Source organism: Chryseobacterium sp. FG46 (assembly GCF_057809135.1).
Genome location: NZ_JBMDJJ010000007.1, coordinates 50,521 through 68,808 on the forward strand (window position 1 = coordinate 50,521; position 18,288 = coordinate 68,808).

General features: G+C 35.9%; 14 protein-coding genes. 7 read left to right on the forward strand and 7 right to left on the reverse strand.

The annotated features are described in order from the left end of the window. Positions 1-85: 85 nt before the first annotated feature. Both ACODR7_RS07235 and ACODR7_RS07240 read right to left on the reverse strand, forming a co-directional pair. Positions 86-1,579, reverse strand: coding sequence for a DUF8728 domain-containing protein (locus ACODR7_RS07235; RefSeq protein ID WP_488838411.1), 1,494 nt, complete (start codon positions 1,577-1,579; stop codon positions 86-88). A gap of 88 nt (positions 1,580-1,667) precedes the next feature. After that, a complete protein-coding gene (locus tag ACODR7_RS07240) occupies positions 1,668-5,153 on the reverse strand; it encodes a glycosyltransferase family 117 protein (RefSeq protein ID WP_488838413.1) in 3,486 nt (1,161 codons plus the stop codon). Positions 5,154-5,376: 223 nt separating this feature from the next. Between ACODR7_RS07240 and ACODR7_RS07245 the strand changes: the two genes are divergently transcribed. From ACODR7_RS07245 to ACODR7_RS07265, 5 genes are all read left to right on the forward strand, one after another. Next, positions 5,377-6,414: a PLP-dependent cysteine synthase family protein gene (locus ACODR7_RS07245; protein WP_076594634.1), complete on the forward strand. Its 1,038-nt coding sequence runs from the start codon at positions 5,377-5,379 to the stop codon at positions 6,412-6,414. Positions 6,415-6,502: 88 nt separating this feature from the next. Next, positions 6,503-7,774 carry an aminotransferase class I/II-fold pyridoxal phosphate-dependent enzyme gene (locus ACODR7_RS07250; RefSeq protein WP_181416087.1) on the forward strand — a complete coding sequence of 424 codons (1,272 nt, stop codon included), beginning with the start codon at positions 6,503-6,505 and terminating at the stop codon, positions 7,772-7,774. A 66-nt stretch (positions 7,775-7,840) separates the two neighbouring features. Continuing rightward, on the forward strand, positions 7,841-8,719 hold the full coding sequence (locus tag ACODR7_RS07255) for an EamA family transporter (RefSeq protein ID WP_488838415.1): 879 nt from the start codon (positions 7,841-7,843) through the stop codon (positions 8,717-8,719). Positions 8,720-9,021: 302 nt separating this feature from the next. Continuing rightward, positions 9,022-9,783, forward strand: a complete 762-nt coding sequence (locus ACODR7_RS07260; protein WP_488838417.1) for a hypothetical protein — start codon at positions 9,022-9,024, stop codon at positions 9,781-9,783. Positions 9,784-9,941: 158 nt separating this feature from the next. Next, complete coding sequence (locus tag ACODR7_RS07265; RefSeq protein WP_488838418.1) at positions 9,942-12,131, forward strand: B12-binding domain-containing radical SAM protein; 2,190 nt, start codon at positions 9,942-9,944, stop codon at positions 12,129-12,131. 361 nt (positions 12,132-12,492) lie between these two features. Here ACODR7_RS07265 and ACODR7_RS07270 read toward each other — a convergent pair whose 3' ends face one another. From ACODR7_RS07270 to atpD, 3 genes are all read right to left on the reverse strand, one after another. After that, positions 12,493-13,311 (reverse strand): hypothetical protein, encoded by an 819-nt coding sequence (locus tag ACODR7_RS07270; protein WP_488838419.1) that lies wholly within the window; start codon positions 13,309-13,311, stop codon positions 12,493-12,495. A gap of 78 nt (positions 13,312-13,389) precedes the next feature. Continuing rightward, positions 13,390-13,671 carry a FoF1 ATP synthase subunit delta/epsilon gene (locus ACODR7_RS07275; protein ID WP_034697749.1) on the reverse strand — a complete coding sequence of 94 codons (282 nt, stop codon included), beginning with the start codon at positions 13,669-13,671 and terminating at the stop codon, positions 13,390-13,392. Between the two features lie 85 nt (positions 13,672-13,756). Continuing rightward, positions 13,757-15,265, reverse strand: a complete 1,509-nt coding sequence (atpD, locus tag ACODR7_RS07280; protein ID WP_034697748.1) for a F0F1 ATP synthase subunit beta — start codon at positions 15,263-15,265, stop codon at positions 13,757-13,759. A 287-nt stretch (positions 15,266-15,552) separates the two neighbouring features. Between atpD and ACODR7_RS07285 the strand changes: the two genes are divergently transcribed. After that, positions 15,553-16,473 (forward strand): bifunctional riboflavin kinase/FAD synthetase, encoded by a 921-nt coding sequence (locus ACODR7_RS07285; protein ID WP_488838420.1) that lies wholly within the window; start codon positions 15,553-15,555, stop codon positions 16,471-16,473. Positions 16,474-16,509: 36 nt separating this feature from the next. Here the strand turns inward: ACODR7_RS07285 and ACODR7_RS07290 are convergent, their stop codons facing one another. Both ACODR7_RS07290 and ACODR7_RS07295 read right to left on the reverse strand, forming a co-directional pair. Continuing rightward, positions 16,510-17,013 (reverse strand): hypothetical protein, encoded by a 504-nt coding sequence (locus tag ACODR7_RS07290; RefSeq protein ID WP_488838421.1) that lies wholly within the window; start codon positions 17,011-17,013, stop codon positions 16,510-16,512. A gap of 82 nt (positions 17,014-17,095) precedes the next feature. Further along, a complete protein-coding gene (locus ACODR7_RS07295; RefSeq protein WP_047433219.1) occupies positions 17,096-17,449 on the reverse strand; it encodes an MmcQ/YjbR family DNA-binding protein in 354 nt (117 codons plus the stop codon). A 147-nt stretch (positions 17,450-17,596) separates the two neighbouring features. Here ACODR7_RS07295 and ACODR7_RS07300 point away from each other — a divergent pair, with 147 nt between their 5' ends. After that, complete coding sequence (locus tag ACODR7_RS07300; protein ID WP_488838422.1) at positions 17,597-18,253, forward strand: NAD(P)H-binding protein; 657 nt, start codon at positions 17,597-17,599, stop codon at positions 18,251-18,253. The last annotated feature ends 35 nt before the right edge of the window (positions 18,254-18,288 follow it).

Consider the following 18,288-nt stretch of genomic DNA (forward strand, 5'->3'; position numbering starts at 1 on the left):
GTCGGAGGGTTTGAGAGTATTAGAGTGAAAGAGTTATTATAAAACTCTTTTCTCAATTCTTTCAACTTTTAAATATTTCAATCTTTTAATCAACCCTAATGTACAAATTATAGTCTGTTCCGGAAGGTTTGAGATGATAAATTTTTTCCAGAATCTTATTGTCGCTTTTCAGATGATCTTTCACCCTGAATTCCTTCAAAAGTTTATAATGGGTTTGATAGTACAATGAATTCGCGTTGTTTCCTTCGTATAAATTCTGGTAAGAAAGAAGATATTTCGGCTTTCTTGTTTTTACGGTGTTGATCCAGTAGTTGACCTTATCTTTTTTAATTTCTTCCTGAATCTGTTTATCAACCAATCCCACCTCATCAATTGTTTTTAATCCAGAAAAATAAGGAACATAGCCCGCCGGTTCCAGTAAAATCCATTGGTTTTTATCTTTTTCATATTGATGTAAAAACGTACCAATTGTTCTGCGATAATTCCATTCTCCGTTTCCTGTTGCAATACAGTGAACAGTCTGGAAGACCAGCATCGGGAAAATATAGAATATAACGAGTAATGAAAGCCATAGTTTTTTCTTTTCCTTCTGTTCCAGTACAAAAATAAGAACAGGAACAAAAAGCAAAAGTTGTGGCACCCAGTAATACCAGTCGAATAAGCTTTTCTGAGAAATGAATATAATTTGTTTTGCCCATCCGAAAAGAAAAATCATCCACAAAAAGTAGTTTCTCTTTTCTCTTTGTCTGATCAGATAAATAAAGCAAAGCAATTCAAAAATCAATACTATAATCGTCATAGGATTGAAATCTCCCGGAACTTTCAGCATTCCCCAGAAGTTTCCAAAACTTTTAAAGAAATATCCGATATGTTGCTGGACCGTAAAATTTTCACTATAAAGCAATTTTTTCGCAGTAATGGTATTATTAACTAATTCACCAAAGTAGAACCAGTTGAAAGCAACCGTAGCTAAGACTCCCAAAGCTCCGCCAAAAATATAATTCCATCTTATTTTTTTATTCCAGAATAGATCTACAAGAAATACAATTCCCAGGAAGATTACTGTATCAATCCTTGTAAACATGATTAAAACAGGAAGAAATGTCAACACCCATTTTTTGCCTTTGTTAAATCCGTAGTACAGCAATGCCATCTCCAGAAAAAACAGAATTCCGTATTCCATACCAAGGATTGAAATTTTAATGGAAGGCGGTAAAATCCCGATCAGAAATATAAAGATCGCTTTATGCCATGGGTTTTTAAGAACCAAATGAGACAGCCATAAAGTTCCTATGGTAAACAGCAGGGAATTAAAAATCAAAAGAGGCTCAATAAAATTTTCCTTTCCAAAAACAAGATTGAAAATATAAGATACAAAAACATACAGATGTGTTGTAGATGCAGAAATCTTGATATCTCCATTGAAGCCGATTACTCCATAATCCAACAGGTTCTGAGCAACCCTCCAGGTAATAAATGCATCTTCCTGAATGTAGTGCGTTAATAAAAAAAGAAGCTTAAAAAGAACCGTAGCAATGACGGCATAGATTGGGAATTTGCTATTTTGTGTTTCGGACATTATGTATTTTTACTTCCACAAATATAACCTTAAAATTCAGGATTGCCAATAATAAAAAAACGGAACCGAAGTTCCGTTTTACAATATTTTATTTTGTTGCTTTGATAATCGCAGTCGTAATCTGATTTTCTTTTTCTTTTGAATAAGTAGAATCATAAGGTTCCATCACATCAAACAAGTACTGATAGAACGGCGTGATCTGCTGTACATTTTCAGACTCTTTCATCGCCTTATCTCTGCCCATTTCCTGAAGATCTTTGATAAATACATTGAACTTCTTGTCAATCGGCTCTATGGATTTTACCAGATAAGCATATGCTTTTTCCTTCTGTCCGATCTTTGTGTAAGCATCCGTTACTGCAGAAACCACAAGAGAATATTCCATTGGTTTTGTTCTCATCTGTCTTCTCAGATAGCTTTGATCTGCTTTGGAAAGACTTAAATAATAATCATACTCTTCAAAGATTCCTTTTTTAAGTACTTCAGCAAGCTGAAGACCTTTCTGCTCCTGTCCTGCGATGATGTATCCTGAAACAATTGAGCTTAAAGAACGGGGATCATTATATTTCTCTGCCGGAATTTCTTTTGCTGCTAGATCCAGAATTTCCAATGCTTTAGCTTTCTGTCCGCTTAATGCCAGGGCTGCCGCCGCTCTGCTCGCTGACATTCTGTAGCTGATGATATTGGAAGTAGCCGTTTCATCAAAGTGAGCATTTAAGTTCTTAAAGTTCCCCCATCTGAAGTTTTTCACTACGTTATAAAGAGAATTGGCATCTACTCTTCCCATATCGCCGTCAGCTGTCGGAGGCGTTTGGATAGGGATTAATCTGTAACTGAATCCATCAAACTGAAGGTAATCGTTCAGATAGAAAATATTCTCACTGTCATAAATACCTCCTGATGAGAAGTTGATCGGACGCTTCCAGTCGAAGTTCGCTAAAAGATCCATCAAAATAAGGTTGTTCTTATAAAGCGTGTTTCCTTTGTAAGTAATCATAATCTGATTGGCTACGTTTGGAAGATCTTCTTTGTTGATGATTCCGGCTTTCAAAGCATTTTCTTTATTAACAGGAAGGATGAATTTGTTTACCGGAAGGATATTGTATTTCTCAAACTTCTCTTCCCCGAAGTACATTTTCAATAACTCGTCTTTTTCAGGAGATTTGAATTTAATGAATTCAATAGCCTGTTTCAATGTTAAAGAATCCTGAGTAAGATATTTTCTGAAAGACTGGAATTCTGTTTCCGGCGCTCCCTGTTCTTTCAACATAGAAAAAACACCTTCCCAATCTTCTTTTTTCATCATATAGATCTGATCATTTACACCATCTCTGTAATCATCGTGTGTCAATTGGCTAGGGATTCCCATCGCGTTGTACGTTCTTCTTTTTACCTGATCAAGATTCCACGGAGTTGAAGCAAGAGTAAAGTTAACTACCTTCACATCATCTCTGAACTGCTCTGTCTCCTGAATTGCCCAAACCGGATAAGTATCGTTATCTCCGTAAACGAAAAGGATATCGTTTTTTGGTAATGATTTTAACACTGAATACGCATAATCGTACGCTGTATATCTGTTGCTTCTGTCATGAACATTATAGTTCTGGAAGCCCATCATGAAAGGAACTCCTAATAAAACCACTCCTAAAGCAATGTTAGCTCCGTTTGATTTTATTTTAGACTGTAAGAACCATAGGATGGCTCCTGCACCCAATCCAATCCAGATCGCAAATGCATAGAATGAACCTACCATTGCATAATCCCTTTCTCTCGGCTCAAAAGGTTTTACTCCTGTATAGAAAACAATCCCTACACTTGTTAAAATGAATAAAGATAACAGTGCATAGAATCTTCCAAAGTCTCTGTTCAATTGGAAAAAGAATCCGATCAAACCTAAAATTAACGGAAGGAAAAAGAATTTTACTGTACTTTCATTCTTGAATTTAGCAGGCATTTTATCCTGATTTCCTACCACAGCATTATCAACGAAAGGAATTCCGGAAATCCAGTTTCCTTTTGTGCTTTCCATGTTTCCTTCAAGATCATTCTGTCTTCCCACGAAGTTCCACATCAGGTATCTTACAAAATAATATCCGTTCTGGAAAGTAATAAAGTAATCCATATTCTGAAGTAATGAAGGCTTCTGAACATTGATCAGGTTATAAGGCTTTACTTTCAGATAATCTGAAGCTGTAATGGATTTGTCTTCATATTTAGCTCTCAGCTCATCAAAAATCTGCTTAGCCTGAGGATTATCTGCCACATCTTCATTCGCATAGTTGAATGTAAAATCAGGAGCGCCATACATAGAAATATAGTTCGCCATTACGTCCTTATCTTCATTAAACATTCTTGGCATTAAGCTCACCTGAGACTTGTTGAATACATAATTGAAACGGTCTCCGGTTTTTCTGTACGTTCCGGTTTTTTCATCTTTTTCGTAGATTTCCCCGGTTTTTTGTGTTTTAAAGCTTCCGTCTTCGTTTTTCTCAATTCCGTTAGCATCAAGGAATGCTGTGTAATTTTGTCCGTAGATTGTTGGCCAGTCACCATACTGCTCTCTGTTATAATAATCCAGCATACCAATTGCCGTATCCGGATCGTTAAGGTTCATTGGAGGGTTGGCATTCGCTCTGATAGGAATAACCATCCAGCAAGAGAACCCGATCATCATGAAAACTACAGATAATGCAGCCGTCTGATAGATGTTTCTTTTTGCTTTTCTTGCATACTTGATTAAGAAATAGCAAATCGCTACCATTAAAATAAATGCAGCAATTGTTCCTGAGTGGAAAGGAAGTCCAAGACCATTCACAAAGAAAATCTCAAGTCTTCCGAACATCGTCATAATTAAAGGGAAAATAATTTTGAAAACGATAATCAAAATTCCCAGTGTAATAAGGTTGGCCCAGATAAAGTTTTTCCAGGTAAACTTATAATTTCTGGCATAATATACCAGACATACTGCAGGAATTGCCAGCATACACATCATGTGTACACCCACAGAAAGTCCTAAAACAAAGAAAATAAGAATAATCCATCTTTCACTGTCTCCCGCTTTATACTCATTCTCCCATTTGGTGATTAACCAGACCAAAAGCGCGATAAACATAGAAGCCATAGAATAAACTTCACCTTCTACTGCCGAGAACCAGAATGTATCTGAGAACGTAAAGCAAAGCGCTCCTACCGCTCCGGCAAATAAAATAGAAATTTCCTGATGTTTTGTAATTTCTTCAAAATCTTTGTTTAAAAGTCTTCTCACAAAATGGGTGATCGTCCAAAACAAAAATAAAATAGTCAGCGCACTGAACAATGCAGACATCGCGTTGATCACGATAGAATAGTTTTCGCCTTTCCCTAATGCAAAAATGGCTGCCACGGCACCCACTATCTGGAATAAAGCCGCTCCGGGAGCGTGCGTTACTTCAAGTTTTACTGCAGAAGAAATGTACTCGCCACAATCCCAGAAACTGAAATTGGGTTCTATGGTGGACAAGTACGTGAAGAAAGCAATAACGAAAATCACCCATCCTGAAACGGTGTTCCATTGCCTAAAAGTCCAATTTTTCATAGTATTAAATCAATTATGCGAAAATAAGGCTTTTATCTTATTTTATGCGGGTTTTAACAAAATTTAAAAATTTTGGCGCACTATTTGCGATTATAGACGTGTCAAAACTGTAAATAAGAAAATAACTTTTTACAAAACTATGCCCTAGAAATCAAACAAAAGTTTAGTAATTATTTATTTTTTTGTATTTTTGCAGTCAGATTTTTATTGAAAATAACAAATAATGAGTAATGTTTACGATAATATTCTTGGCCTGATAGGACACACTCCGATGGTGAAGCTAAATACTGTTACAAAAGATATTCCAGCAACCATTTATGCCAAGTTAGAATCATATAATCCTGGACATTCCACCAAAGACCGAATCGCACTTCATATTATAGAAAACGCAGAAAAAAAAGGCCTTTTAAAGGAAGATTCTGTAGTTGTAGAAACTACTTCCGGTAATACCGGATTTTCTATTGCGATGGTATGTATCATTAAGGGATATAAATGTATTCTTGCAGTAAGTGATAAAACAAAACCTGAAAAGATTGCTTATCTGAAAGCATTGGGAGCCACGGTGTATATATGCCCGGCCAATGTACCGGCAGATGATCCAAGATCATATTATGAAGTAGCTAAAAGAATCGCTCAGGAAACTCCTAATTCTATTTACATCAATCAATATTTTAATGAACTGAATATTGATGCACACTATCAGACAACAGGTCCCGAGATCTGGGAACAGACACAAGGTAAGATCACTCACCTTTTTGCGTGCACCGGAACTGGTGGTACATTGTCTGGTTCTGCCAAATTTTTGAAGGAAAAAAACCCGGATATCAAGATCATTGGTGTAGATGCAGACGGTTCTATCCTTAAAAGCTATCACGAAACAGGAGAAATACACAAAGAAGATGTACATCCTTATCAGATTGAAGGAATGGGTAAAAACCTGATCCCTTCTGCCCTGCTTTTCGACAAAGTAGATGAGTTTGTAAGGGTAAATGATGAAATGTCTGCATACAGAACCCGTGAGATTGCTTTAAAAGAAGCTATCATGGGAGGTTATACTACAGGAGCTGTAACGCAGGGACTAATACAATATGCCCAGTCTCATGAACTTACAGAAAATGACGTAGTTGTTTTAATATATCCTGACCACGGTTCCAGATACATCACTAAAGTATACAGTGATAAATGGATGGCCGAACAGGGATTTGTCAACAACTGTGTTCACAACTATGACGAAGTTTTCAAAACTGAGTTTATCAAATAAAAACGAATAAAATCACGATACAAATAAATAAAGCCTTTTGCGTATTCAGACAAAAAAGGCTTTATTACTTAAAAATTACGATACAATGTTGGATATTTTTGAAAGAATAAAAGAAAATCCAGGACCACTTGGACAATTTGCAGATTATGGTGAAGGCTATTTTATTTTCCCAAGATTAGAGGGACCTATCGGCCCGAGAATGCAATTTCAGGGGAGAGAAGTAATTTTCTGGAGTGCCAATGACTACTTAGGATTGTGTAATCATCCTGAAGTAATAGAAGCGGATGCAAAAGCGGCTGCAGAATATGGAATGTTCTATCCAATGGGAGCGAGAGCAATGTCTGGAGAAACAGACCAGCACCTTCAGTTGGAAAGAGAATTGGCAGACTTCGTAAAAAAAGAGTCAGCATACCTGTTGAATTTTGGTTATCAGGGAATGGTTTCTACCATTGATGCTTTGGTAAGCAGAAATGATGTGATTGTTTATGATATGGATTCTCATGCCTGCATCGTGGATGGAGTAAGACTTCATTCCGGTAAGAGATTTACCTACAAGCATAACGATATGGAAAGCCTTGAGAAAAACCTTCAGAGAGCAACCAAGGTGGCTGAAGAAACAGGAGGAGGTATTCTTGTAATTACAGAAGGGGTTTTCGGGATGAGAGGACAACAGGGAAAAATCAGAGAAATCTGTGATCTTAAGTCAAAATACCAGTTCAGACTATTGGTAGATGATGCTCATGGTTTCGGAACTCTTGGTAAAACAGGTGCTGGTGTAGGTGAAGAACAGGATTGTAACGACCAGATTGATGTTTACTTTTCTACTTTTGCTAAATCTATGGCAGGTTTCGGAGCATTCCTTGCGGGTGATAAAGAAATCATCAGATATCTGAAATTCAACCTGAGATCACAAATCTTTGCAAAATCTCTTACAATGCCAATGGTAATCGGAGGTTTAAAAAGATTGGAGCTTTTGAGATCAAGACCTGAGATCAAAGCTAAACTTTGGGAGAATGTTGAAAAACTACAGAGCGGACTTAAAGAAAGAGGATTCAATATTGGTGACACGAATACTTGTGTAACTCCGGTAATGATGCAGGGAACCCCGGTAGAAGCTACTCTATTGGTTAAAGATTTAAGGGAAAATTACGGTATTTTCACCTCTGTGGTGGTTTATCCGGTCATTCCGAAGGGAATGATTCTCTTAAGACTGATTCCTACCGCTTCTCATACAGATGCAGAGATCAATGAAACCCTTGCAGCGTTTGAAGCAATTCATGATAAATTAGTAGGTGGCTACTACAAAGAGCAGGAACAAAAATTACTGCAGGAACAAGGATTGAGTTTTAAACCGATTTAATCTTAAAAAATAAAGAAAGCCACTGAATCAATCAGTGGCTTTTTTGTTTAATACCTATAAAAGCAAATGAAACTTAGAGGTTACACACTGGGAATTTTATCAGCCGTTTCATATGGTCTGATTCCGATTTTTATACTGCCCGTTAAGCAGGCACATTTTTCAATGGATATCACACTGTTTTACAGATTTTTCTTTTCAGCTTTAATGGTGGGAGGATATCTGCTGTATTCCAGAGAAAATTTTAAAATCAATAAGAAAGAAGCCTTAATTCTTGCCATCCTTGGAGTGTGTTATGCCCTTTCTTCTGAATTTTTGTTTTTAGGATATGATTTCCTAACACCAGGAATTGCCTCCACCGTTTTATTTGTTTATCCGGTCATTGTAGCATTGATCATGTTTTTCTTTTACAAAGAGAAGCTTACCAGATTATCCGGAGTTTCTTTACTTCTGGCATTCGCGGGAGTTATTGTTTTATGTTTAAAAGGAAATGGGCTGGAAATCAATTTTGCAGGATTGGGAATCGTCATGCTTAGTTCACTGTTCTATGCCTTATATATGGTTATCGTCAACAAATCGAATATCAGGGTATCCGGATTCAAGCTTACGTTTTACTCAATGCTTTTCACCTCAATGTTCTTTATGTCCAAAGCTGTAACAGCTCATGCGTCGTTTGCTATACCTTCAACAGAGATTTTCATTAATTTTCTTGTTTTTGCATTTCTTACTACGGTGATCTCCAGTCTTTGTCTGGTATATGCTATTAAATATATCGGTTCTACTCCTGTTGCTATTTTAGGAGCTTTGGAACCTGTAGTTGCTGTACTGATCAGTGTCCTGATGTTTCATGAAAAATTTACTCCCAATTTACTTATCGGGATTACTTTAATTCTTTTGGGAGTTACCCTGAATGTGATTGGAGACCAAAAGAAAACAGGTCACATTTAGGATAATTTATTTGACTGATATAAAAATATAATGCAAAGCCGGACTTCTTGATGAGTCTGGCTTTTCTATTGATTGAGCTTTCTCAAGACTTACCATTTTTCAAAGCAAACTCATGCAGAACCTCCAAAACTAATTGTGAAATAATCTGATATTTCCGCTCAAAAAGTCATCCGTAAGAAAAATATTAAAAAAAATAAATCCTTTACTTTATGGCATAACAAAATTTATCTGACTATATTGCATCTGTCTATTAATAGGTGTTTCCCCACTGAAAAGACCCATGTATATACTTTTAAAAGCCCATGAAAGAATTGCAAAAACTTACCAAAGATCAACTATACAAACAGCTCAAAGAAAAATCAGAAAATCTATACAGCATTGCTCATGAAGCTCTGGAAAACAATTTTTTCAATGAAAGCTATTTAGATGAGGAAAGTCTTGCTGAATTTCTCGAAATGCTGGATGATGAAACAGCGGAAAAGATAAAAGAAGCCTCTCTGCATATTAATCATGAAGATGATGCTCCTGAGATTGTGCTTATACAAAATGAAAATGATAATTCCCTTGAACTGATTACCGAAGAAGGTGAAGGCTATAAAATTATTCTTATAGAAGGCGATCTTTATGTATCCAAGAAACTGTTTGTTGAAGATTATATTGTTCTTATAGTTACCGGTAATATACAGGCAGAAAATATCATCATCAATGGGTCACTGTATTGCTCTGGAAATGTTACCTCAAAAGTATTGTTTGGTGCTTCAGGGAATGATAATGAAACCTACATCGGAGGAAGTATTATGACTTCCCTTATTGCAGAAAACGGACATTACACTGTTGCTGAAGGAAATATTTATTCAAGATACTTAATCAGTTTTCACAACGAGATCACAGGCAAGACCGGCAAATTTATTGAAAATATCAGCCTGGAAAAGCCCAGTGAAATCGAATTATTAAATCCGGTAATTCTTGATGAAGATGGATATTTTGATGAAAATGCTTTCCTAAGTTTTATTGAGAATAATACAACCGATGCTTTGTTTAACAGACCTGTGAATTTATTCTAAACTACTTTTTTATTTTTATAGAGTGGAAATGAAAGAATTGTGACAGAATCAGATTTTAATAAGACGCAATATTTCTAAGACTTTTTCTCAATGTTTATAATCAGGAGAAAAAATTTTTTTCTAAAAAAACTTTAGAATAACTTTGCAAAAAATTTCTGTTGAAAGACCTGCTTCTTATTACTCCGCCTTTTACCCAACTTAACACTCCTTATCCTGCAACAGCTTATATTAAAGGATTTTTAAATACCAAAGATATTTCCAGTTATCAGGCAGATTTGGGGATCGATGTTATTTTGGAATTATTTTCAAAGGATGGAATCCGCAAGGTTTTCAATACAGAAATTGATCTTCAGAACACCTCTGAAAACTCACAGAGAATTTATGCCTTAAGAGAAGAGTATTTAAAAACAATAGATCAGGTAATTCCTTTTTTACAGGGAAAAACACCTACACTGGCCAGACAGATCTGCAGCATGAACTTCCTTCCCGAAGCTTCCCGTTTCAACCAGCTGGATGATATGGAATTTGCTTTTGGAAACATGGGTCTTCAGGATAAAGCCAAACATCTGGCAACGCTTTATTTAGAAGATATTTCCGATTATATTGTAGAAAATATCGATGCTGATTTTGGTTTCAGCAGATATGCGGAACGTCTCGGAAAAAGTGCCAATTCTTTTGACGAACTCTATTCAAAACTATCTGGTGAGCCTACATTTATTGATGAATTTACATTAAAAATTCTTCGTGAAAAAATAGAAACTGTTCAGCCAAAAATGGTTTGCTTTTCAATACCGTTTCCCGGCAACCTGTATTCCGGTTTCAAATGTGCCCAATGGATCAAAAAGCATTATCCTCACATTAAAATCGCTATGGGAGGAGGATTTCCCAATACCGAATTAAGAGAAGTCAAAGATCAGAGAGTATTCGAATTTTTTGACTTTATTACTTTAGATGATGGTGAGCTTCCGTTGGAACTTCTTCACCAAAATTTAGAAATTGCCACTGAGGAAGGTGAGTTTAAAAGAACTTTTCTTCTCGAAAATAAAGAAGTCGTCTATAAGAACAATTCTAAAAGACATGACTTCAAACAGTCTGAAACAGGAACTCCCGATTATACAGATTTAAAACTGGATCAATATATTTCCGTTATTGAAATCGCCAATCCGATGCACAGTTTATGGAGCGACGGCCGATGGAACAAACTGACGATGGCGCACGGATGCTACTGGGGAAAATGTACATTCTGTGATATTTCTTTAGATTATATTAAAATCTACGAACCTATTTCTGCTAAAATTCTGGTAGACCGGATTGAAGAATTAATCCGGACAACCGGTGAAACCGGATTTCATTTTGTAGATGAAGCTGCGCCGCCTGCTCTTATGAGAGAGGTTGCTCTAGAAATTCTCAGAAGAAATCTTGTGGTAACGTGGTGGACCAATATCCGTTTTGAAAAAAGTTTTACCCGCGATTTATGTTATCTCCTGAAGCTTTCGGGATGCGTGGCTGTTTCCGGAGGACTTGAAGTAGCGAGTGACAGACTGCTGAAATTAATTGATAAAGGAGTTTCTGTAGAACAGGTTGCCAATGTAACCAGAAATTTTACAGAAGCAGGAATTATGGTTCATGCTTATCTGATGTATGGCTACCCTACACAAACGGTTCAGGAAACTGTCGATTCCTTAGAAATGGTAAGGCAAATGTTTGAGATGGGAATTCTTCAAAGTGGTTTCTGGCATCAGTTTGCGATGACTGCACATTCACCAGTAGGAATAAGTCCTGAAGATTTTGGAGTAATTCCGGTAAAGCAGGAAATTCTGTTTGCCAATAATGATATTGACTTTAAGGATAAAACAGGAATTGATCATAACAAGTTCAGCTTCGGGTTAAAAAAATCTTTGTTCAATTATATGCATGGAGTCAACTTCGAACTGCCGCTTCAGGAATGGTTTGATTTTAAAATTCCAAGAACAACCATTCATCCGGATTATATTCACGATTGTCTTTTGGAAGATGGGCAGTTTCAATTGAAGACCAATGCCAAAGTCATCTTTTTAACCAAAAACGTAATCGCTGAGAATCGCGTAAAAAATAAAAAGAAATATTCTGGTACGTATACGTTGCTTACATTCCACCTAAAAACCAATATTGTAAAGGTTGAACTGGAACAGGAAAAGGCAGAATGGCTGATGAATATATTGGAAGAAAATGCTATTGAAAATTCTAAAAAGCCTACGATTCAGCAACTTAAAAATCAATTTGAGGAAAATTTCGATGATTTTGAGCTGTTTTGGTTCTCAAAACCGATGCAGCAATTGAAGGAAAATGGAGTTATTTTAAGCTTATAAAAATTTTCATTTTTTTCTCAGGGATTTTTAAAATTGGTGAATTTTTTGTAAATTTTTCTTTTTCTGAATGAATAAGACTTGTTTTGATTAAAATATAATCTCTCACAGATTTCACGGATTACACAAATTCAAATTTTTATTTAAGAGAATAAAATCTTCTATTTTTTATACTAAGGAATCAAAACCAAATTTCTAACTACAATATATAGACCGGCAAAATATTCTGCTCCTCCGGAGGGGTGTCAAAAATTCAAAGAATTTTTGACGGGGTGGTTTTAAAGTTTTGGCTAAAGCCGGATGAATTTGATCCATAATAAAAAACGGACTAAAGCCCGTTCCTATTGATAAAATCTGTATTACATTAATTAGGGCTCTCTTTTGAAACAGTACCTACGTTTACTTTTTCCTGTATTTTAATAAAATTGGGATCCATAATCGCCATGCGCTCAGCCAGTGCTTTGTAGGTCGGGAATTTCAGGATTGAAGCTCTTCCGGACATTTCTCTGTAGATCGTAAAAGACTTTCCTCCCGCTGTTTTCAGCTGTTTTGTTGTGGTGATGTACCTTCCGATAAGTTTACTTTTAGCATCATAAATTTCAATATCAATAGGTGTCTTGTCCATAATGGTATCTTCCGAACCAAAACTTACCGGCAGATTGGTAAAATACCCCACCGGAACGCCATTACTAAGGATCTCTCCCACTTTATTGACCTCAATATTCATCTTGTCTATTTTCTTTCGGATGGCATAAGCATCTTTTGTTTTTGTATCCAGTTTTCTCTTGGGTACATTGGAGAAAAGTTCATCAAGATTTTTGACATTGATCCCTTTGTTATCAATTATTTTAAGGTCCTTAACTGATGTAAAGACTGCAGATTTTTCTTCTCCGGAAAATGCAGAAGGTGATGAATAATCAATTTCGATGGTTTTATCCCTGTTATATACTCTGTTGACACTGATATAGCTGTCGCGAACAGAATCAACGATGCTTTTGTCAATGAATTTTATAGTATACATCGGGGTCTCCTTCAGATCCATAAACGTATATTCGCTGGATTTACTGGATATTTTAGCTACCGGAACCCCGTCAAGATTAATAATTCCTCTTTTGGTTTTGATATTCTGAGCATGGAGGAAAACGCCCAGAACTGTAAATAATATGATTATGCCTCTCTTCATACAATCAGACTTTTACAAATAAAAAAAGTGTAACACAAAGTTACACTTTCTTGAAAATATATTTAGCTTTTCATTTAATTATTCACAAAGGATAATTCCTTTATTATGATTAAATTCTACAACACCGCTTTTGATAGCATAAGCAAAAACAGAGTCTTTTCCGGTTTCTTTAGTGAAGTTTTTAGCATAAGCCTCATCAATAGAATTAGCAAAAAGCTTTACATCACCTCCGATTAAAGAAGAAACAATTCCTGCGTGGTTTTTCATGATGTGAAATTCACCATTTTTTCCAGGCAATAATACTGAGTCTACTTCTCCTTCAAAAACTACGTACTCTGGTGTTAAAATTTTTATATTCATTTTTTATGAATTATAGATTATAGATTTTAAATTTTAAATGATTTTTTTTCAATCTAAAATCTAAAATTTAACATTTAAAATTTTCTTAAGCGTTTTCAGCTAACATTTTTTGTCCTGCTTCGATAGCTTCTTCGATGGTTCCTTTCAGGTTGAAAGCCGCTTCTGGTAAGTGATCTAATTCACCATCCATAATCATGTTAAATCCTTTGATAGTATCTTTGATGTCTACCAATGATCCTGGAATACCTGTAAACTGCTCCGCTACGTGGAAAGGCTGAGATAGGAATCTCTGAACTTTTCTTGCACGGTATACAACAGCTTTATCTTCTTCAGAAAGTTCTTCCATACCAAGGATCGCAATGATATCCTGAAGTGCTTTATATCTTTGAAGGATTTCTTTTACTCTTTGAGCACAGTTGTAGTGATCATTACCTAGAATTTCAGGATTTAGGATTCTGGAAGTAGAAGAAAGTGGATCTACCGCTGGATAGATACCTAATGAAGCAATCTTTCTGTCAAGTACCGTAGTTGCATCCAAGTGAGCAAACGTAGTTGCAGGAGCCGGGTCAGTTAAGTCATCCGCAGGTACGTATACCGCCTGTACTGAAGTAATTGAACCATTTTTAGTTGAAGTAATTCTTTCCTGCATCGCACCCATTTCAGAAGCAAGGGTTGGTTGGTAACCTACCGCTGATGGCATACGACCAAGAAGTGCAGATACCTCAGAACCAGCCTGTGTAAAACGGAAGATGTTGTCTACGAAGAAAAGTACGTCTCTACCTTGTCCGCTTTCTCCACCATCTCTGTAGTACTCAGCTAATGTAAGACCAGAAAGTGCTACTCTGGCTCTTGCACCTGGCGGCTCGTTCATCTGTCCGAAAACGAATGCTGCTTTTGAATCTTTCATAGCTTCTAAGTCTACTTTAGAAAGATCCCAACCTCCGTTTTCCATAGAGTGCATGAAATCATCACCATACTTGATAATACCTGATTCCAACATCTCTCTCAAAAGGTCATTTCCTTCCCTCGTTCTTTCACCTACTCCGGCGAATACAGAAAGACCTCCGTGCCCTTTTGCAATATTGTTAATCAACTCCTGAATCAATACTGTTTTACCTACACCGGCACCACCGAACAATCCAATTTTACCCCCTTTTGCGTAAGGCTCAACCAGGTCGATTACTTTAATACCTGTAAATAAAACTTCTGCTGAAGTTGATAATTGATCAAATTTTGGAGCTGGTCTGTGAATTGGAAGACCACCATCCTTAGAAATATCTTGAAGTCCATCGATAGCATCACCAACAACGTTGAATAGTCTTCCGTTTACCGCCTCTCCGATAGGCATCATAATAGGATTTCCGTATCCAATTACGTCCTGCCCTCTTTTAAGACCGTCAGTAGCGTCCATTGCGATACATCTTACTGTATCTTCGCCAATATGTTGTTCTACCTCTAAAACTACTTTTTCACCGTTTTCTTTTGTAATTTCTAACGCGTCATAGATTGCTGGAACAGCTTCCACATCTGTGAAGACAACGTCGATTACCGGACCAATAATTTGAGAAATTTTACCTTTAATTTGGTTTGCCATTGCTAAATTTTTTCTTGGTGCAAATATAGTGATTCTTCATAAACCCGCAATTGGTAAAAAAAAGATTTTTATCATGCTTTTCAAGAGACGAATGAGTTTATTGTTTAATGGGTAAAATTCAATATTTATCATTATATTTAACAGCAAATCTGCAATTCATTAATTTGTCACTATTATCATACAATATAATGTAAATTATTTTCAGAATTTTTCATTTTCAAATTTTCCCTTTCCCACCATTACATTAAAAATAAAGGTTTTATATTTGCAATCAAAATTTTTCCGTTTTGAAAGTTTTCAAGAATTTTACAGATTATTCCTCACAGAAGCCTTTAGCATTGTCTTTAGGAATGTTTGACGGGGTACATCTCGGGCACAAGAGTATTATCGATGAACTTGCTAAAATAGGGACAGAAAACAATCTGGAAACTGCAATCCTTACTTTCTGGCCGCATCCAAGATTTGTTTTTAATCCTAATGAAGATTTAAAACTTCTGAATACATTAGAGGAAAAGAAACAGCTGGTTGAGAGATATGGCATTGATAATCTGTTCCTAAAAGAATTTGATGAAGAATTCAGAAATCTGACCGGAGAAGAATTTGTACGTCAGATTTTAGTTGATAAACTGAATGTAAAGTACCTTATTATTGGATACGACCATTCTTTCGGAAAAAATAAAAGCGGAAATTTTGAGCTTCTTCAGAAATTATCAAAAGAACTCTATTTTGAAGTAGAGCAAATGGAAGCGATCAATATTCATGAAAATAATATCAGTTCCACGAAAGTACGTAATGCACTTTTAGCAGGAAATATTAAAGAGGCCAACGAAATGTTGGGATACTCCTACTCTGTTTCCGGAACTGTAGTTCATGGGAAAAAGATTGGGAGAACCATTGGATATCCGACAGCCAATATTGATACTGAATCGATTAAGCTATTGCCTAAAAAAGGAGCTTATATTGTTGAAGTATTTGTAAAGGACAATCAATATAAAGGTATGCTGAGCATTGGAACCAATCCTACGGTAAATGGAGAAAAACTAACTGTGGAGGTTTATATCCTTGATTTTGATGATGATATTTATGATGAAAAGATTACGATAAGTTTCAGGGATTTTCTTCATGATGAAATCAAATTTGAAAGTCTTGACAAGTTAATTGAAAGACTGGATGAGGATAAAAAAATAACAGAAAAATTCAATTTTTAAAATACAGGCTATTCAGAAATGAATAGCCTTTTTTGATTATTTTAATATTTTTAAATAGACTTTTTGTGGTTCACCGTTTAATTTCACATTGGGGAATTCTTTATCGTGGTCTATGTAGATATCTCTTTTTTCACCTGCTTTACCATTGCCGTCAGAGTCCCATTCTATTGAGACGTAATATTTCATATCTCCGGCTGCTTTGGGATTAATACGGCTGGCAGCATCTTTAGGTACGGGAAGATCAATAGTAAAAGGAACGGATGTTTGCTCATACTCCTTTTCTGTAATTAATGTAGCTGGAGCATCAGCTAAAAGGGGATCATGGGCATATAAACTTACCTTTAACTTTGGATTTTTGATATTAAAATTATCGGTCCCTGTAAATTCTAATTTTAAATTCTCCTGATCATCAGACGGATTTGACTTTTCAGATTTCGCCTCAGTATTCTCAGAAAGAGCTTTCTTATCACTGTTATTACAGCTGAATACTATAGCAGACAATGTTCCTGCAGCCATTAATAATGTAAGATGTTTTCTCATTTGTTATTTATTTTATTAATGTTAAGTATATTATTTCACCGGTAATAGATAACAAATTCCGTACCTCAATTTATTTTATTTACTATAAAGAATTTACTTCATTCTGAGCTTTTTTAGTCAGGGATTTAAAAACCAGATCATAGGATTGATCAATAAGCTTAAAGATCAGATCTCTTTTCAATCCATCTACAGTTACAGAATTCCAGTGGGTTTTATTCATGTGATAGGCACCTGTAATCTGAGGATATTGCTCTCTAAGCTCTGCGCTCCATTCAGGATCTGTTTTTACATTAATAGCCAACGGTTGTCTCTCAAGTCCCATCAGCAAAAACATTTTGGTGTCTACTTTCATCACAAGAGTTTCATTATCAAACGGAAAACTTTCCGTAACTCCTTTTTTGGCAAGACAGTAATCTAAAATTTCGTTGGCATCCATATCAAATATAAATAATGAGTGATCAGTAATGGGTAATGGGTAATGGGTAATGGGTAATGATTAAATCATATCTGAGATAATTCTTTAATCTTTGATTCAAATTTACTAAATTTAAGAAAGAAATAATCTCACAAAACCACAATTATTATGAAAGCTCTGGTAATAGGTGCTACAGGTGCCACAGGAAAAGATCTTGTCAATCAGTTATTGAATGATAAAGAGTTTGATGAAGTGGATATCTTTGTCAGAAAGCCAGTTGATATTCAAAATGATAAGCTAAAAGTTCATGTGGTGAATTTTGAAAAACCGGAGGAATGGAAAGAGATGGTGAAGGGAGATGTGGCGTTTTCGTGTCTGGGAACCACTTTAAAGGATGCCGGAAGCAAAGAAGCCCAGAAGAAAGTGGATTTTGGCTACCAATATGAATTTGCGAAAGCTGCGAAAGATAATGAAGTGGAAGATTATATTCTGGTCTCTGCTTACGGTGCGAATCCACAGTCTAAGATTTTCTATTCCAAAATGAAGGGTGAGCTGGAAGAAGCTGTAAAACAGTTACATTTTAATAAGATCACCATTTTTAAACCGGGAATGCTTGAACGAAAAGACTCTGAAAGAACCGGAGAAGTTTTGGGAAGCCGCATTATCAAATTTGCTAATAAACTTGGGTTATTAGAAAGTCAAAAACCTCTGCCGACAGATATTCTGGCAAAGGCCATGATCAATTCTTCGAAAATAAAAAGTAATGGTTATTCGAGTATCAAGCTGGGGAACATTTTCTGTTTTGCAGAGAAAAGTAATGACTAGAATTTGAGAACTTGAATGATAAAAAAGCTTCGACT

What these genes read in the sequence shown, in the direction of transcription:
- ACODR7_RS07235 (WP_488838411.1), bottom strand. Translation starts at nt 1,579, where the DNA reads ATGTCCGAAACACAAAATAGCAAATTCCCAATCTATGCCGTCATTGCT.
- ACODR7_RS07240 (WP_488838413.1), bottom strand. Translation starts at nt 5,153, where the DNA reads ATGAAAAATTGGACTTTTAGGCAATGGAACACCGTTTCAGGATGGGTG.
- ACODR7_RS07245 (WP_076594634.1), top strand. Translation starts at nt 5,377, where the DNA reads ATGAGTAATGTTTACGATAATATTCTTGGCCTGATAGGACACACTCCG.
- ACODR7_RS07255 (WP_488838415.1), top strand. Translation starts at nt 7,841, where the DNA reads ATGAAACTTAGAGGTTACACACTGGGAATTTTATCAGCCGTTTCATAT.
- ACODR7_RS07260 (WP_488838417.1), top strand. Translation starts at nt 9,022, where the DNA reads ATGAAAGAATTGCAAAAACTTACCAAAGATCAACTATACAAACAGCTC.
- ACODR7_RS07270 (WP_488838419.1), bottom strand. Translation starts at nt 13,311, where the DNA reads ATGAAGAGAGGCATAATCATATTATTTACAGTTCTGGGCGTTTTCCTC.
- ACODR7_RS07275 (WP_034697749.1), bottom strand. Translation starts at nt 13,671, where the DNA reads ATGAATATAAAAATTTTAACACCAGAGTACGTAGTTTTTGAAGGAGAA.
- atpD (WP_034697748.1), bottom strand. Translation starts at nt 15,265, where the DNA reads ATGGCAAACCAAATTAAAGGTAAAATTTCTCAAATTATTGGTCCGGTA.
- ACODR7_RS07290 (WP_488838421.1), bottom strand. Translation starts at nt 17,013, where the DNA reads ATGAGAAAACATCTTACATTATTAATGGCTGCAGGAACATTGTCTGCT.
- ACODR7_RS07295 (WP_047433219.1), bottom strand. Translation starts at nt 17,449, where the DNA reads ATGGATGCCAACGAAATTTTAGATTACTGTCTTGCCAAAAAAGGAGTT.
- ACODR7_RS07300 (WP_488838422.1), top strand. Translation starts at nt 17,597, where the DNA reads ATGAAAGCTCTGGTAATAGGTGCTACAGGTGCCACAGGAAAAGATCTT.